The following is a 17,103-nucleotide window of genomic DNA, read 5'->3' on the forward strand; positions in this document are numbered from 1 at the left end:
TTTAATGCCACACAAGCATAACGCTAGCGGCCTGGCTCACAGCCTGGTCGCACATTCATACCTCGCCACAGAAGAGATTCAACAACTTCTGCAAAGCGCCAAACAGGAAGGTAAAGCCTTCACTACCTATCTCGTCGACAATAACATCATCGACAGCCAAACCTTAGCGCAATTACTAGAGCGCGAATACGGCGTTCCCCTACTCGATTTAGATACCTTTAAACTGGAAGAAATTCCCGATAACCTGCTGAATGGCAAATTAATCGAGAAACACCATGCGTTACCTATCTACGTGCAGGGACAAACTTTATATCTGGCGATGTCAGATCCAACCAATGTCACCGCATTAGAGGAGTTCTCTTTTAGCTTCAGTCTGCATACCGAAGTACTCTTAGTTGATGAAGTGCAATTACAAAAAGCCTTAGAGATTGTACTCGAAAGTGATATTGATGCCCTTGGTGATCTGAATGATGCCAGCATTGATGATTTAGAAGTTGATAACAACGAATCACGCCTAGAACAAGAAAATAACAACGGTGCTGACGACGCCCCGATTGTTAAATTCGTCAATAAGATCTTACTCGATGCAATTAAAAAAGGCGCATCGGATATTCATTTCGAACCGTATGAATTCAAATACCGAGTGCGTTTTCGTATCGACGGTATCTTACATGAGATGGTATCGCCACCTGTTAACTTAGCCATGCGTTTTTCTGCGCGCTTAAAAGTCATGGCGCAATTAGATATTGCCGAGCGTAGAGTGCCACAAGATGGCCGTATCAAATTAAAATTATCCAAAAACAAGTCCATTGATCTACGTGTTAGCACCCTGCCCACCATGTGGGGTGAAAAGGTGGTGATGCGGATCTTAGATTCTAACCAAGCGAGTCTTAACATTGATATTCTCGGTTATGATGATAAACAAAAAGAACTTTACCTTAAAGCCTTACAAAAACCACAGGGCATGATCTTGATCACTGGCCCAACAGGCAGTGGTAAAACAGTGTCTTTATACAGTGGCCTCAATATTCTCAATACCGTGGAACGCAACATCTCCACAGCCGAAGATCCTATCGAGATCAATTTAACTGGTATCAATCAAGTCCAGATCAATCTGAAAGCAGGACTGACTTTCCCCACTGCACTGCGATCATTCTTACGCCAAGACCCGGATGTGGTCATGGTTGGTGAGATCCGCGATATAGAAACAGCCGAAATTTCGATCAAGGCAGCCCAAACGGGTCATTTAGTATTATCAACACTGCATACCAACTCCGCGGCAGAGACCCTCACACGGTTATCCAACATGGGAGTTCCCGCTTATAATATTGCCTCATCCGTCAGCTTGATCATCGCCCAACGGCTTGGTCGTCGCCTTTGCAGTGAGTGTAAGCAGCCCGAAGACATACCCGCTATCGAATTAGCCAAACTCGGTTTTAGCCAGCAACAAATCAATGATGGGATCACTTCATTTAAAGCCATCGGTTGTAACCAATGTACTAAAGGTTATAAAGGGCGTGTGGGGATCTACGAAGTCATGCCAATGTCAGATAAGATCGCACGTATGATATTAACTGGCAGTAACTCGCTTGAACTCAGCGAACAAGCGCAGCAAGAAGGCATGAATACATTACGCCAATCGGCCTTGAAAAAAGTGATCGACGGCGTGACCAGTTTACTTGAGGTTGAACGTATCACTAATCATTAGAGCTCAATGACTCACGATCAGTAATAAAAAATAGTCCTCTGTATAAAAAGGATCGTATCTCACACCATCAGCTAAGGATAGCATCATGGTCGCAGTAACTAAAAAAGCCAATCGCAGCACATCGACAGTCAAAAAACGCTATCCCTATAACTGGCAAGGCGTTAACCGCAAAGGTAAAAAAGTCCGCGGTGAAATGCAAGCAGAAAGCATCAGTAACTTAAAAGTTGAGTTACGCCGCCAAGGCATTAATGTATTAAAAGCCAATCGCAAATCAACGGGCTTATTTTCCAAAGCCACGGCTAAAATAAAACCGATGGACATTGCGGTTATTTCACGACAAATTTCAACCATGCTTAGCGCTGGCGTACCGCTCGTACAGAGTTTAGAGATTATAGCTCGCAGTAATGATAACGCTTCCATGCGCGCGTTAATTGGTGAGGTTGCAGCGGAAGTAGCGACGGGTACTCCGCTTTCTGATGCATTACGTAAACACCCTCTTTATTTTGATGACTTATATTGTGATCTTATTAGCGCCGGTGAGCAATCTGGTTCATTAGACAGTATTTATGATCGTATCGCGACTTATAAAGAAAAATCCGAAGCTCTCAAATCTAAGATTAAAAAAGCCATGTTATATCCAACTATGGTACTCGCCGTGGCAGCTGTCGTGACACTTATTTTATTACTCTATGTGATCCCGCAATTTAAAAGTATTTTCGCTGGTTTTGGAGCAGAGCTTCCCCCTTTCACACTGTTCGTCTTGTCTATTTCTGACTTTGTTAGCCAATTTTGGTATTTGGTGATCGGGATATTATTTGGATTACCGTTTATTTACCTTAGAGCCAATAAACGCTCAATCAAAGTTAAGCACATGACTGAACGTAGTATTCTCAACATACCAGCCATTGGGCCAATTATACACAAAGGGGCGATGGCGCGTTTTGCTAGAACCCTTTCAACAACCTTTGCCGCCGGTATTCCACTTGTCGATTCATTAACGTCAGCAGCTGGTGCATCGGGTAATATTGTGTATAAAAATGCGGTGATGAATATGCGTAATGAAGTGATCGCCGGATTACAAATGCATATCGCCATGCGCTCAACCAATTTATTTCCTGATATGGTTACGCAAATGGTGATGATCGGTGAAGAGTCAGGCTCGCTTGATGATATGTTGGCGAAAGTCGCCCATATTTATGAACAACAAGTCGATGATGCGGTCGATGGCTTAACCAGTTTAATCGAACCCATGATAATGGTGGTATTAGGTGTAGTCATCGGCGGCCTCGTTATTGCCATGTATTTACCTATCTTTGAAATGGGCAGTATTATGTAGTAAATATCGACCCGTGTTATTTTGATAGCAAGCTTTAACAGCTTTTCTGTGGTGGGTTTGTTATCATCTTATTTCAATTAATATTTATCTATCAATTTGATTCGGTACAGGTAATTTACATGCAAGACTTAGCGCTTCTCTTTCAACTCTATCCTTGGCTATTATGGTTATTCGCTACCTTACTTGGCCTACTCGTTGGTAGTTTCTTAAATGTGGTCATTTACCGTTTACCTATCATGATGGAGCGTGAATGGAAGCAAGAATGCACAGTTTACTTTGATGAAGAATGCAAGACAGCAAAACCAGAGCCTGAAACAACTAAATTCAATTTATTATTACCCCGCTCTGCTTGTCCTAAATGTGATCATCAAATAACCGCATTAGAAAACATTCCCGTGATCAGCTGGTTAGTATTGCGCGGAAAGTGCAGCAGTTGTGCGAACCCCATTTCGGCGCGTTATCCCAGTATTGAACTACTAACCGGTTTGCTATCTCTTGTTGTGGCCTTATACATTCCCTACGGTATCCAATTAGCGGGAGCATTATTACTGACTTGGTGTTTAGTCGCGCTAACTTTTATCGATATCGATAAAATGTTACTACCCGATCAAATGACATTACCCTTGTTATGGTTAGGCTTACTGCTCAACGTCAACTACGCTTGGGTCACCCCTTCTGATGCGATCATCGGTGCTATCGTTGGTTATCTATCTCTCTGGACTGTTTATTGGGGATTTAAATTACTGACCGGTAAAGAAGGTATGGGTTATGGTGACTTCAAACTATTAGCCGCTTTTGGCGCATGGTTCGGCTGGCAGTCAATTTTAGCGATTGTATTACTCTCATCATTTGCTGGCGCTATCATAGGTATTAGTCAAATCCTGTTAAAAAAACATACCCAAGGTAACCCTATTCCATTTGGTCCTTATCTGGCGATTGCAGGTTGGCTGTATCTTATTTGGGGTGATCAACTCGTTGATTTCTATCTATCCAATTTTATTTATTAAGGTAGAGATTCATGTATGTAGTTGGATTAACAGGCGGTATCGCATCAGGTAAAACAACCGTTGCCGATCTAATCGAGAGCGAAGGGATTAATTTAGTCGATGCAGATATCGTTGCCAGGGAAGTGGTGGCAATTGGCAGTAATGGATTAAAACAGATTAGCGCTCATTTTGGTGAACAGATATTACTGGATGATGGCAGTTTAAATCGCGCCTTATTACGTGAAAAAATATTTTCTGATAACGCCAATAAGCAATGGTTAAATAACTTATTACATCCCATGATCCGCGCTGAATTATTAGCGCAGCTAGCCGCCAGTAAATCACCTTATACTTTGTTAGTGGTGCCATTATTAATTGAAAACAACCTCACCACGTTATGCAATCACGTTCTGGTTGTTGATGTGGAAGAACAAGTGCAAATCGACCGTACGATGGCGAGGGATAAGGTATCACTACAACAAGCGCATGCGATATTAAAATCACAGGCTACTCGTGAGCAGCGCCTAGCAGCAGCAGATTCGGTGGTAGTGAATAACGATCGCCAACAGCTTGTGCAGGATGTTGGCGTCTTACATCAGAAATTTCTTGAGTTAGCCACTGCAGCCATGGCAGACTAAAGCCTTAAGCTCTGTATATTTAGGAAATCACTATGCAAGTAAATTGCCCAACCTGTCAAAAGCCTGTTGAATGGGTTGCCACTAGCGAATTTCGCCCGTTTTGTTGTGAACGCTGCAAACTGATTGATCTTGGCGAATGGGCAAATCAAGAACGCGCCATTCCAGGTGACGATGTAGCGCCACAAGAATTACAGCCTAAAGGTTACGAATTCGATTAAGTCGTGACCTTACCGTAATGGCTCAGGCAAACTGAGTCATTAACATTTCAACTATCACTTGATTCGCCGCGGGGAAATTATAATCCGCTAACTCACTCATATTTACCCAAGCCGTTTGTTGCCCTTCAAGTCCTTTACCTACACCCTCAAACTTATCGACAAGATAGAAATCTAATTGCACGATTTTATCACCATAATCAAATTCTAACTGGTGAAATGCCTGCGCATTAATCACATCAAGGTTAACTTCTTCTTTCAGCTCTCTGGTTAACGCCTCAAGCACAGATTCACCAGACTCTACCTTACCACCCGGAAATTCCCACTTATCACCTTGGTGCTGCGCTGAGCTACGCTTACTGATAAATACTTGTTGGCCACGAACGATAATACCGGCGGCGACATGAACGACTTTCATTGATGTTTTCTCTTCTTTCTAGCGAACTTAAAAAATAGTAATTAATCGCACTTAACAAAAAGCGCTAAAACATTACTGCTCTAGCGCTTTCAATCTTAATTAATAACCAGTGTTAACAATAGCTAATCGTAATATATCGCTATTAAGTTAATTTACCATGACACTGTTTGAACTTAGCGCCTGAGCCACAAGGACAAGGATCATTACGGCCTACTTTTTGGCCTTGACGCACAAATGTTTCAGCATCTGGCGTTGCCGATGCACCAGCAAGCTGGTTTTCAGCGGTTGCATGACTCATATTGTGTGGTAATGATTCACTACGACGACGCTGTGCTTCAACGGCTTCAACGTCTTCTGGTGCTTGTACCTGCACTTTAGAAATAACGCCCACCACATCTGATTTTAGATTTTCTAACATTTCCGTAAACAGTTCAAACGATTCACGCTTGTATTCTTGTTTCGGATTTTTCTGTGCATAACCACGTAAGTGAATACCTTGACGTAAATGGTCCATCGCCGCTAAATGCTCTTTCCATAAGCTATCCAACGTTTGTAGCATCACTGCTTTTTCAAACTGACGGATCACTTGCGCGCCAACTGCATCTTCTTTCGCTGTGTAAGCTTCTTTAGCTGCAGTCATGATACGTTCACGAATCTTCTCTTCGTATAACTTAGTATCATCATCTAACCATTGCTGGATTGGCAGTTCAAGCATGAAATCAGCACGTAAACGCTGCTCTAAACCTGAAATATCCCACATTTCATGTAATGATTGTGGTGGAATATAAGCATCCATTACCGCGTTGATCACGTCCTCACGGATCACAACCATCGTTTCGCTGATATCTTCCGCTTCCATTAATTCATTACGTTGCTCATAAACCACTTTACGCTGGTCATTAGCGACGTCATCGAATTCAAGTAACGATTTACGAATATCGAAGTTACGGCCTTCAACTTTACGTTGTGCGTTTTCGATCGCGCGTGTTACCCACTTATGCTCAATCGCTTCGCCTTCTTCCATACCCAGTTTTTTCATCATCCCCGTAATACGGTCTGATGTAAAAATACGCATTAGCGGATCGGTCATTGACAGATAGAAACGTGTAGAACCCGCATCACCTTGACGACCAGAACGACCACGTAATTGATTATCAATACGACGTGATTCATGACGTTCTGTACCAATAATATGTAAACCACCCGCAGTCAATACCGCATCATGGCGACCTTGCCATTCCGATTTGATATGTGCAATTTGCGCTTCAGTTGGGTTTTTCAGCTTATCAATGTCTGTCTGCCAGTTACCACCTAACACGATATCGGTACCACGACCGGCCATATTCGTTGCAATAGTAACGGCACCTGAACGGCCTGCATCTGCAACAATTTCAGCTTCACGTTCATGGAACTTAGCATTCAATACGTTATGTTTAATTTTGTCTTTTTTCAATAATTTAGAAAGTAGTTCAGAGCTCTCGATGGATACAGTACCCACTAGCACGGGTTGCTGTCTTTCAACACAATCTTTGATATCTTCAATGATCGCAACATGCTTCTCACCAGCCGTCAGATAAACCAGATCACCAAAGTCTTTACGAGTCATTGGTTTATTGGTTGGCACTACCACTGTTTCGAGGCTATAGATAGATTGGAATTCAAATGCTTCAGTATCAGCCGTACCAGTCATACCCGATAGTTTTTCATACATACGGAAGTAATTCTGGAACGTAATAGAGGCTAATGTTTGGTTTTCATTTTGAATTTTAACACCTTCGCGCGCTTCTACCGCTTGATGTAAACCTTCAGACCAGCGACGTCCAGGCATAGTACGGCCCGTATGTTCGTCAACAATAACAATCTCGCCTTCATCACTCACAATATAATCAACGTCTTTTTCAAATAACGTATGTGCACGTAATGCCGCATTAATGTGATGTAGTAATGAAATATTTGCCGCAGAGAATAAATTGTCCTCTTCGCTTAATAAGCCACGCTCTTTAAGCATTTCTTCAACTTTAATCTGACCATTTTCAGTCAGTAATACTTGTTTGTTTTTTTCATCGACTGTGAAATGACCATCACCGGTATATTCTTCGGTATCTTCTTGTTCTTGCTGCTCTAGCAGTGGAATGATGGTGTTGATCTTAGTATATAGCTCTGAACTATCGTCTGCAGGACCAGAAATGATAAGCGGGGTACGCGCTTCATCAATTAAGATTGAATCCACTTCATCGATTACTGCGTAATATAACGGACGCATAACACGCTGTTGCGGTTCAAACGCCATGTTGTCACGCAGATAATCAAACCCAAATTCATTATTGGTGCCGTAAGTAACATCTGCAGCATACGCGTCACGTTTAGCCATGTTATCCATGCCTGAAACGTTAAGGCCAACGGTTAGACCTAAAAATTCAAACAGTTCACGATTCCATTCCGCATCACGTGCAGCAAGGTAATCATTCACCGTAATAATATGTACACCTTTACCTGTTAATGCATTTAAATAGGCTGGTAATGTAGCGGTTAGAGTTTTACCTTCACCCGTACGCATTTCGGCAATCTGATTATTATTTAAAACCATACCACCAAGTAACTGCACATCGAAATGGCGCATGCCAAATACACGTTTAGAACCTTCACGAACAACCGCGAATGCTTCAGCTAAAATGCTATCAAGTGATTCACCGGCAGCTACACGCTGTTGAAAATCAACTGTTTTTGCTTTTAATTCTGCATCTGATAATACTTCAAAATCAGCTTCTAATTGATTGACCTGTTTTACAACTTTATGCAATTTTTTTAAAATGCGGTCATTGCGGCTACCGACTATTTTTGTAATTATATTAGTTAACATTTTATGACCAAAAGTTATTGTGAATCTATTTGAAATTTAAAGCATTTTAGCGATAAACATAGCGTTTAGGATCGACTTGTCGTCCCGATTTTAGCACTTCGTAGTGCACATGAGGTCCAGTAGAGCGCCCTGAACTCCCCATAATAGCAATAGTTTGCCCCTTGCCAACAACATCGCCTTCTTTTGCGATGAGCTCTTTAGCATGGGCATAACGTGACGACAGACCATTTCCGTGGTTAATTTCGATTAATAGCCCATAACCCGAACGTCTTCCAGACCAGGTTACCACTCCAGCACCCGTTGCAATAATATGCATGCCATTATTGCCTGCAAAATCAATCCCCTTATGCATAGTCGCTCGCCCTGTAAAAGGGTCTTTACGCACGCCGTAATTGGACGATAACCAAGAACCACGTTGAATAACTGGACGTCCAGATAAAACAGCCTCATCAGTTATATTGTGATTCAATAGCATAGTTTCAAGTAGCGATAGTTGTTGGGAGCGATTATTTACTTCAAACGACAATAAATCCATCTCTTCGAGCAAGGCTTGTAAATCAACAGCATAACTTGAATCTGTATCAATCGGACCGCCGATTGCAGGTTTTAGGTTAAAATCAAATTCACCACGCGTTAAACTGGCATTTTTAGCCAATTCATCACCTAATAAACTCAAACGGTTAACCTCGGCTTGCATCATGCCAACTTTACTCGCAAATACGGCGATTTTCAAATCAGTTTCTTGACGTAGCGCAAGAACTTCATCTGCTTGTTGCTGATATTTCTGTTGCGTTTTCGCAATCTTAAGTTGTATAGCTTGGGAAGAGAAATTTGAATAGAGAAACCAAGAAGACGTGATCGAGATGGCAATAACAGCTATTAATGCAAATATTAAAAAGTAGATGTTAAATAATTTAGAATGGTTATGTTTACCATTCGAGTAAGTCACTGTAACGCTCATAATCTTTTATTAACTGATGAATTTGTGACACTAAATATAAACAATTTGATGCCAAAATTCTATCTGTATTTATCTCAGAGCGAACTAACTCACTCAGTTCCGAGATACCAAACCGATTTGATTAGATTATAACGCCAGTTCTAAACTTGGTTCTAACCAACGAATTGGCGCATCTTGGGCTTCAGCTACAGTGGTGAATTCCCATGCTTCTTGATTAGCAAGTAATGCTCTTAGCAATAAATTATTCATGCCGTGGCCAGTTTTAAATGCTCTAAACTCACCTAGGATTGAATGACCTGATAAGTACAGGTCACCGACAGCATCAAGTACTTTATGTTTCACGAATTCATCTTCATAACGTAAACCGTCATCATTTAAAATACGGAACTCATCGATCACAATGGCGTTCTCTAGGCTACCGCCCAGTGCAAGGTTTTGTGATTGAAGATATTCAATGTCTTTCATAAAGCCAAAAGTACGTGCTCGGCTGATTTCTTGATGGAACCAATCACCCGAAAAATCTGCTCGAATATGTTGGTTTTGACCTTCAAATACAGGATGATCAAATTCAATACGTAAATCCATAATAAAACCATGGTTCGACGGTAAAAATTCAGCCCATTTATCACCATCTTCAACACGTATAGCTTGTTTGATCTTAATAAATTTCTTAGCGCAGTTTAGCTCTTCGATTCCCGCACTTTGCAGTAAGAAAATAAAAGGACTTGCACTGCCATCCATAATTGGAATTTCAGCCGCATCGACTTCAATAATAATATTATCAATGCCGAGACCTGCTAAGGCCGCATTTAGATGCTCTACGGTCGAAATACGGTGACCATCTTCGTTGATTAGACAAGTACATAACATCGTGTCTTTCACCATGTCTGCAGATGCTTTGAAATCAACAACTGGATCAAGATCGATACGACGATAAATAATACCGGTATTCGCTGCCGCTGGACGAAGATTAAGGGTAACCTTGTTGCCAGAATGCAGACCGATGCCGGTACCACGTACTGCTTGTTTTAATGTTCTTTGCTTAATCATTAATGTTACCCTATTTAAATCCCACACTCCAACGCGAGGCCGGGTAATTTACCACAGCCCTACTGGAAATGCAAAATCACCAGTCCAAACACTTCTTATATAATTCAGTCTTTACGCTAAAAAAACCGTAAGACTGAATCATATTCTAGCTATAATACAATAAAGTATTAGTCAGCTTGGCGACGTAAGAACGCTGGAATATCTAAATAATCCGGTTCACTTTTCATTGCGGTTGTCGTATTACTTTCACCAACAGCAACTTTCTGCACATCTACTTGGTTATCGGCAGACATCACTGTCGCTTTAACGGTTTCTTCAACGCGTATCGATTCAGCTTTCGCTTCTTCTGCTTTTTTAGCTGGTGTTGGAACTAAAGTAATATCGGGTTTGTTTTCAGCGCCGATACCCGTAACAACTACAGTTACACGCAATTCATCCGTCATTTCAGGGTCAATTACCGCACCCACAACAACCGTTGCATTATCAGAAGCAAACGCTTTAATTGAATTACCCACTGTTTCGAATTCTTCGATGTTGATATCGAGGCCAGCAGTAATATTAACCAGAATACCCCGAGCACCCGCTAAATCGACATCATCAAGTAACGGGCTTGAGATAGCAGCTTCTGCGGCTTCTGCAGCTCGATCTTCACCAGAAGCAACACCGGTACCCATCATTGCAGTACCCATTTCACTCATGACTGTGCGAACATCGGCGAAATCCACGTTGATTAGACCCGGACGCGTAATGAGTTCCGCAATACCTTGTACAGCACCAAGTAATACGTTATTGGCCGCTTTAAATGCATCTAATAAACTGACACCACGACCCAATACTTTCAATAATTTGTCGTTAGGTATTGTAATCAAAGAATCAACTTGTTCACTTAATGCATCGATACCAGCTTGTGCATAATTCAAGCGACGCTTACCTTCAAACGAAAAAGGTTTAGTGACTACAGCTACCGTTAAAATCCCCAATTCTTTAGCAATTTCAGCAACAACCGGAGCTGCACCTGTACCTGTACCACCGCCCATACCCGCAGCAATAAAGATCATATCAGAACCTTGCAGGTGTTCACGAATAGTATCGCGATCTTCCATTGCAGCTTCACGACCTACCGTTGGGTTTGCGCCCGCGCCTAAGCCTTTAGTGATAGTGTTACCGATTTGAATAACAGATCCAGCGGCTGAATTACGTAATGCTTGTGCATCCGTATTGACGACTATGAATTCAACACCTTCAATTGTTTCACTGACCATGTGATCAACAGCGTTACCGCCGCCACCACCAACACCAATGACTTTAATGACAGCTTCATCGTGACTATCATCTAGTAGTTCAAACATGGTAATTTCTCCAAAAATCTTATAGGGTTTTAAAACCCGCCTTTGAACCAGCTCATTATTTTTTTAAGTAACTGATTACAATTGTTCCGTTCTACGACTACGTCTGTTGTTGGTTCGAACTGCTGTTCTTTACCAAACTGAAGTAAGCCAACCGCTGTTGAATACACTGGTGTATTTACATATTCAGTTAATCCATTTATATTTAATGGGATACCTATTCTAACTTGTGAGTTAAATACGCTTTCTGCACATTCAACTAAACCTTCAATTTGTGCCGCGCCACCAGTAAGAACAATGCCCGCCGCCAATTTTTCCAGTTTTAATGTCTCTAAAATAGTTTTTAATTCAGCTTCAACCATCCCGAATAGTTCAGAATATCGAGGTTCGATCACTTCTGCAAGTGTTTGTCGCTGTAAAGTACGCGATGGTCGTCCACCGACACTTGCAACTTCGATGGTATCATCACGTTGTAACAACTTAGCATGCGCACAACCAAAGTTAACTTTAATCTCTTCTGCGTCTGCAGGAGGGGTACCAAATGCATACGCAATATCACTAGTAACTGCATTACCTGCATACGAAAATACCGATGTATGACGTAATGAACCATCATAAAATACGGCGATATCAATCGTGCCACCGCCAATATCGACAACACATACACCGAGTTCTTTTTCATCATCGGTAACAACGGCATAACTTGATGCTAGAGCAGAAAAAATTAATTTATCCACTTGCAGTTCACAACGCTCAGCACATTTTACAATATTTTTTGCCATATCATTGTGACAGGTGATCAAATGTACCTTTGCTTTCATCCTAACACCGGATAAACCAACAGGATTTTTAATGCGTTCTTGATAATCAATAGCATATTCTTGCGGAATTACATGTAGAATTCGATGTTCATCACGAATTCGCACAGACCTTGCGGTGTAGATCACATTATCTACATCATCTTGTGTGACTTCATCTTCAGAGATTGCCACCATGCCAATTTCATCTTGGCTGCTAATATGTTTACCTGAAATACTCAGGTAGACAGAAGATATTTTCATATCCGCCATCATTTCGGCTTCTTGTTTTGCACGTTGAACGGCTTTAACAACAGACTCTAGGTCGTTTACACCCCCTTTATCCATTCCTCTCGATGCACTTGTTCCTAAACCGATAATGTTCAGTTCACCGTCAGGTAATAACTCACCAACAACAACGGCAATTTTTGATGTGCCGACATCTAAACCTACAATTAATCTTCGTTCCATCGACTTAGTCATTATCATTACTCTTTCTTGTCATTTTTCCAGCCAACTGAGAAACCTGTATCGTAACGTAAATCTATATAGGCTATTTTTTCTTTGTCTAATACTGCAACGTAATCGATATAGCGCTGAATCCGTGATATCGCATTTTCTCGTCCTAAACGCAGCATTATACCATTACTTAATACAACCGTTATTGCATTACGTAAATTCAGCGTCATCGCATCTATTTGATAATTATTAAGCTGCAGCAATCCATTGAATTCGTTATATTTAGCCAATGCTTGTTTGATTCTATCACTCGGGCTATAAAGTTTCACTAATGATTTTGGTGCACGATTGATATCTGCATCAAACACTATCCCATCTTCGTTCAATAACTGCGTATCATTCCACACTGCAACGACGGGTTGTTCTTGAATATACACACGTAATAAATCCGGCCAACTTTTACGTATCGACGCATGATAAACCCAAGGTAAAGATTCAATTTTCTTTTGAATATCATCAACATTCACCGAAAAATAATTTTCTATTGCCGGTTTTTGTAACAATACAACGCGAATATCATCATCACTGACATAATCACGTTCACCTTGAATAATAAGTGCTGACATTGGCATTTTACTAGCATCGGTCAGGTATGCTTCCATACTGCTAAACATCCAACTAAAAAATACTACCACCATAAAAAAGAAAAATAGACCTAAACCTCGTTTTAAGTGTGACGGGTCTAATTCTTCGGCGCAGGATTCATCCGCTTGAATCTCAAGTTCGGTAAGCGCGTAGATACTATCCTCTACGGCGTCATGTTTCGGTGTTGGAATAACAGCAGTCATATCAAGATACGTTTATTAATGCGCGAGCGCTAATACTTTAGAAACTAAACTCTCGAAGTTATACCCAGCAGCGTTGGCTGCCATTGGCACTAAACTTTTTTCAGTCATGCCCGGTACTGTATTAACTTCCAATAATTGAAACTGGCCCTGTGCATCCAACATTGCATCAACACGACCCCACCCCTCTGCGGATACTGCACGAAATGCTTTTAATGCATAAGCTTGGAGTTGCTGGCGTTGTTCATCTGTAATGGGGGCTGGACACAAGTATTCAGTGGTATTTGATTGGTACTTCGCTTGGTAATCATAAAACGTATTTGGCGTTTTAAGCTGAATAACTGGCAACACTTCATCACCTAAGATCGCAACGGTGAATTCAGCTCCTTCAATCCATTGCTCAATTAAGATCTCATTATCATACTCAAACGCAGCCATGACTGCCGTTTCTAATTCCGCTACGTTATGCACTTTTGCCATCCCGATACTAGAGCCTTCTTTCGCTGGTTTAATCATTACCGGAGAACCAAGATCCGCAATAATATCGCTTGCTATCGCATTATCAAAATGATTTGGTGTAACAATGCGATAAAGCGCCGTCGGTAAACCTTGAGACTGCCAAATTTGTTTAGTACGGATCTTATCCATCGCTAATGCCGCGCCTAAAACCCGGCTACCGGTATAAGGAATGGCAAGCTGCTCTAACGCACCTTGCATCACACCGTCTTCGCCACCGCGGCCATGTAGTGCAATAAACGCATGGGTGAAACCATCACCTCTCAGTTGACTAACATCGTATTCAGCGGTATCTAAAGCATGCGCATCAACACCTGCACGTTGTAAACCTGCTGTGACTGCGATACCCGATCTTAGTGAAACTTCACGTTCGGCAGAATGTCCACCAAATAATACCGCTACTTTTTTAGTACTTGTTACGCTCATGATTACTTCTTCCATTTTTTCATCGTACTAATATTCATTTCCATTGCCGCCAGTTCCTTAGCAAGCGTACCCACATTACCAGCACCTTGGGTTAATACCAAGTCACCGTCTTGTAAATGCTCAGCTAAAATGGCTGGAATTTCATCAGGACTAGAAACAAAAATTGGTTCAATATTGCCACGTTGTCTAATACTACGACATAATGAGCGACTATCAGCACCAGGAATGGGTTCTTCACCTGCCGGATATACTTCTAATAAAAATAACAGATCAACCTTTGATAACACGTTTGCAAAATCTTCATACAAATCACGGGTACGGGTATAACGATGTGGTTGGAATACCGAAACCAAACGTTTTTCAGGCCAACCTGCACGTGCGGCAGTAATAGTAACATCAACCTCGGTCGGGTGATGACCATAATCATCAACCAACATCACATTACCTGCACCTGAATCAAATTCACCAAGATGATCAAAACGTCGACCAGTACCCGCAAAGTTAGCGAGCGCGGTAATAATAGCGCTATCATCAATGCCATCTTCAGTTGCGACGGCTACTGCAGCTGTCGCATTTAAGGCATTATGCTGACCCGGAGAATTCAAGCTAACACGTAAATCATTGCGATCTTTACGACAAATAGTAAAGTGACTTTTATGGCCTTTCTGCACATAATCAATAATACGTACATCGGCATTTTCAGAGAAACCATAAGTCACGACCTGACGACCTATGTCTGGGATCAACTTTTCAATAACAGCATCATCGGCGCACATCACAGCTAAACCGTAAAATGGCAAATTATGCAGAAAATCCATAAAGGTTTTTTCTAATCTAGCAAAGTCACCACCATACGTATCCATATGGTCAGCTTCGATGTTCGTCACGACGGCAACCATCGGCTGCAGTAATAAGAATGATGCATCACTTTCATCTGCTTCAGCAATCAGATAGCGACTTTTTCCTAAACCCGCATTAGTGCCAGTGCTCTTCACTAATCCACCATTAACAAATGTAGGATCTAAGCCTGCTTGATGATAAATACCTGTCACTAACGCTGTAGTCGATGTTTTACCATGCGTACCAGAAATCGCAATACCATGACGAAAACGCATTAATTCAGCTAGCATTTCAGCACGTTTAATCACAGGAATACGATTTTCATGTGCAGCCATAATTTCAGGATTAGAGAGGTCGATAGCCGTTGAGACCACCACTACGCTAGCATTAAGTACATTTTCCGCTTTATGCTCAAAATTAATTTTTGCACCTAATTTTACTAAACGTTCAGTCACTGGATTAGGCGCGAGGTCAGAACCCGTGATCTGGTAACCTTCGTTCGCTAATACTTCGGCGATCCCACCCATGCCAGCACCACCGATGCCAACAAAATGAATAGTTTTCACTCGACGCATCTCTGGCACTATCGTTCTTAGTTGTGCGATCTTTTGTTCAGGCATTATCTATCTCTCTTAACTTAACGCTGAACAGGCATTTGCGACCTGCTCAGTTGCATCTAGAATGGCAGTACTTTTGGCTGCATTTGACATAGCAACAAGTTGTACTTCATCGTCAATCCATTGCTGTAATAATTTGGCTAAATCCACGGCATTTAATTGGCTTTGTGGTATCAATACCGCGCCACCTGCTTGTACCAATGATTGGGCATTTTTAGTCTGATGATCATCCACTGCATGTGGTAATGGAATAAAAATAGCGGGTAGCCCTGCAACTGCCACCTCTGACACCGTCAACGCGCCAGCACGACACACTACCACATCAGCTTGATGATAAGCTTGCGCCATGTCATCAATAAAATCAGTGACTTTAATGTCAGCTGTAACACCTACGGACTGATAAGCAACATTCACCGCAGTACTATTATTTTTACCCACCTGATGGCGGATACTAATTTTATCTTGGGGTAATAGCGCCAGTGCTGCCGGTAACGTTTCATTTAATACTTTTGCACCTAAGCTACCACCAACAACCAATACCGTCAGCTTATCTGTGCTCACGTGTGGTTGTGCATGTAAAGCCAGCACATCTTCACGTACTGGATTGCCAACCAACAGACCCTGAGCAAACGCACCAGGAAAGGCCATTAGTACACGTTTAGCAATTTTAGCTAATAGGCGGTTAGTGAGACCTGCCGCCGCATTTTGCTCATGCAATACAACAGGAATACCTTGTAACCAAGCCGCTACGCCACCCGGCCCACTAGCAAAACCACCCATCCCTAAAACAACATCAGGTTTGAAGTTTTTCATCACTTTACGTGCCTGTAACACGGATTTTAAAATTCGAAATGGAGCAAGGCATAAACGCTTAAACCCGTTACCACGCACCCCTGAAATATCAATGAATGAAATATCAAAACCATGTTGTGGGACTAAATCGGCTTCCATACGATCCGCAGTACCAATCCAATGAATCGCCCAGCCCTGCTGTTCTAAATATTTTGCTACCGCAATACCAGGAAATACGTGACCGCCAGTACCACCAGCCATCACTAATAAACGTTTTGTCATAATATTATCTT

At 41.7% G+C, this 17,103-nt stretch carries 15 protein-coding genes; 5 read left to right on the plus strand and 10 right to left on the minus strand.

Annotated elements, in window-relative coordinates; translation table 11 throughout:
• Positions 1-4: 4 nt before the first annotated feature.
• The 5 genes from pilB (at position 5) to yacG (ending at position 4,886) form a co-directional block, all read left to right on the plus strand.
• A complete protein-coding gene (gene pilB / locus AKG98_RS11450) occupies positions 5-1,708 on the plus strand; it encodes a type IV-A pilus assembly ATPase PilB (RefSeq protein ID WP_067045813.1) in 1,704 nt (567 codons plus the stop codon).
• Positions 1,709-1,793: 85 nt separating this feature from the next.
• Positions 1,794-3,044 carry a type II secretion system F family protein gene (locus AKG98_RS11455; RefSeq protein ID WP_067045815.1) on the plus strand — a complete coding sequence of 417 codons (1,251 nt, stop codon included), beginning with the start codon at positions 1,794-1,796 and terminating at the stop codon, positions 3,042-3,044.
• Positions 3,045-3,163: 119 nt separating this feature from the next.
• Positions 3,164-4,051: an A24 family peptidase gene (locus AKG98_RS11460; protein ID WP_067045816.1), complete on the plus strand. Its 888-nt coding sequence runs from the start codon at positions 3,164-3,166 to the stop codon at positions 4,049-4,051.
• A gap of 11 nt (positions 4,052-4,062) precedes the next feature.
• On the plus strand, positions 4,063-4,668 hold the full coding sequence (gene coaE / locus AKG98_RS11465) for a dephospho-CoA kinase (RefSeq protein ID WP_067045818.1): 606 nt from the start codon (positions 4,063-4,065) through the stop codon (positions 4,666-4,668).
• 26 nt (positions 4,669-4,694) lie between these two features.
• The gene (yacG, locus tag AKG98_RS11470) at positions 4,695-4,886 is read left to right on the plus strand and encodes a DNA gyrase inhibitor YacG (RefSeq protein WP_198155511.1); all 192 of its coding nucleotides are present in this window, start codon (positions 4,695-4,697) and stop codon (positions 4,884-4,886) included.
• Between the two features lie 22 nt (positions 4,887-4,908).
• Here yacG and mutT read toward each other — a convergent pair whose 3' ends face one another.
• The 10 genes from mutT to murG all read right to left on the minus strand — a co-directional run bounded on the left by mutT (position 4,909) and on the right by murG (position 17,092).
• Positions 4,909-5,301: an 8-oxo-dGTP diphosphatase MutT gene (mutT, locus tag AKG98_RS11475; protein WP_067045822.1), complete on the minus strand. Its 393-nt coding sequence runs from the start codon at positions 5,299-5,301 to the stop codon at positions 4,909-4,911.
• Between the two features lie 142 nt (positions 5,302-5,443).
• Positions 5,444-8,161 (minus strand): preprotein translocase subunit SecA, encoded by a 2,718-nt coding sequence (secA, locus tag AKG98_RS11480; RefSeq protein WP_067045824.1) that lies wholly within the window; start codon positions 8,159-8,161, stop codon positions 5,444-5,446.
• A gap of 46 nt (positions 8,162-8,207) precedes the next feature.
• Entirely contained in the window at positions 8,208-9,110 is a 903-nt protein-coding gene (locus AKG98_RS11485; protein WP_228140280.1) for a M23 family metallopeptidase, read from the minus strand.
• A gap of 138 nt (positions 9,111-9,248) precedes the next feature.
• Complete coding sequence (lpxC, locus tag AKG98_RS11490; RefSeq protein WP_067045828.1) at positions 9,249-10,172, minus strand: UDP-3-O-acyl-N-acetylglucosamine deacetylase; 924 nt, start codon at positions 10,170-10,172, stop codon at positions 9,249-9,251.
• Between the two features lie 167 nt (positions 10,173-10,339).
• The gene (gene ftsZ / locus AKG98_RS11495; RefSeq protein WP_067045830.1) at positions 10,340-11,521 is read right to left on the minus strand and encodes a cell division protein FtsZ; all 1,182 of its coding nucleotides are present in this window, start codon (positions 11,519-11,521) and stop codon (positions 10,340-10,342) included.
• A 29-nt stretch (positions 11,522-11,550) separates the two neighbouring features.
• Positions 11,551-12,798 (minus strand): cell division protein FtsA, encoded by a 1,248-nt coding sequence (gene ftsA / locus AKG98_RS11500; protein ID WP_067045832.1) that lies wholly within the window; start codon positions 12,796-12,798, stop codon positions 11,551-11,553.
• Positions 12,799-12,803: 5 nt separating this feature from the next.
• Positions 12,804-13,622 (minus strand): cell division protein FtsQ/DivIB, encoded by an 819-nt coding sequence (locus tag AKG98_RS11505; RefSeq protein ID WP_067045834.1) that lies wholly within the window; start codon positions 13,620-13,622, stop codon positions 12,804-12,806.
• Positions 13,623-13,637: 15 nt separating this feature from the next.
• Entirely contained in the window at positions 13,638-14,576 is a 939-nt protein-coding gene (locus tag AKG98_RS11510) for a D-alanine--D-alanine ligase (RefSeq protein WP_067045836.1), read from the minus strand.
• On the minus strand, positions 14,564-16,024 hold the full coding sequence (gene murC / locus AKG98_RS11515) for a UDP-N-acetylmuramate--L-alanine ligase (RefSeq protein WP_198155513.1): 1,461 nt from the start codon (positions 16,022-16,024) through the stop codon (positions 14,564-14,566). The genes AKG98_RS11510 and murC overlap by 13 nt, the downstream gene beginning before the upstream one ends.
• A gap of 9 nt (positions 16,025-16,033) precedes the next feature.
• Complete coding sequence (murG, locus tag AKG98_RS11520) at positions 16,034-17,092, minus strand: undecaprenyldiphospho-muramoylpentapeptide beta-N-acetylglucosaminyltransferase (RefSeq protein WP_067045840.1); 1,059 nt, start codon at positions 17,090-17,092, stop codon at positions 16,034-16,036.
• Between the last annotated feature and the right edge of the window lie 11 nt (positions 17,093-17,103).

This window comes from Moritella sp. JT01 (genome assembly GCF_001574435.1).
Classification (GTDB): domain Bacteria; phylum Pseudomonadota; class Gammaproteobacteria; order Enterobacterales; family Moritellaceae; genus Moritella.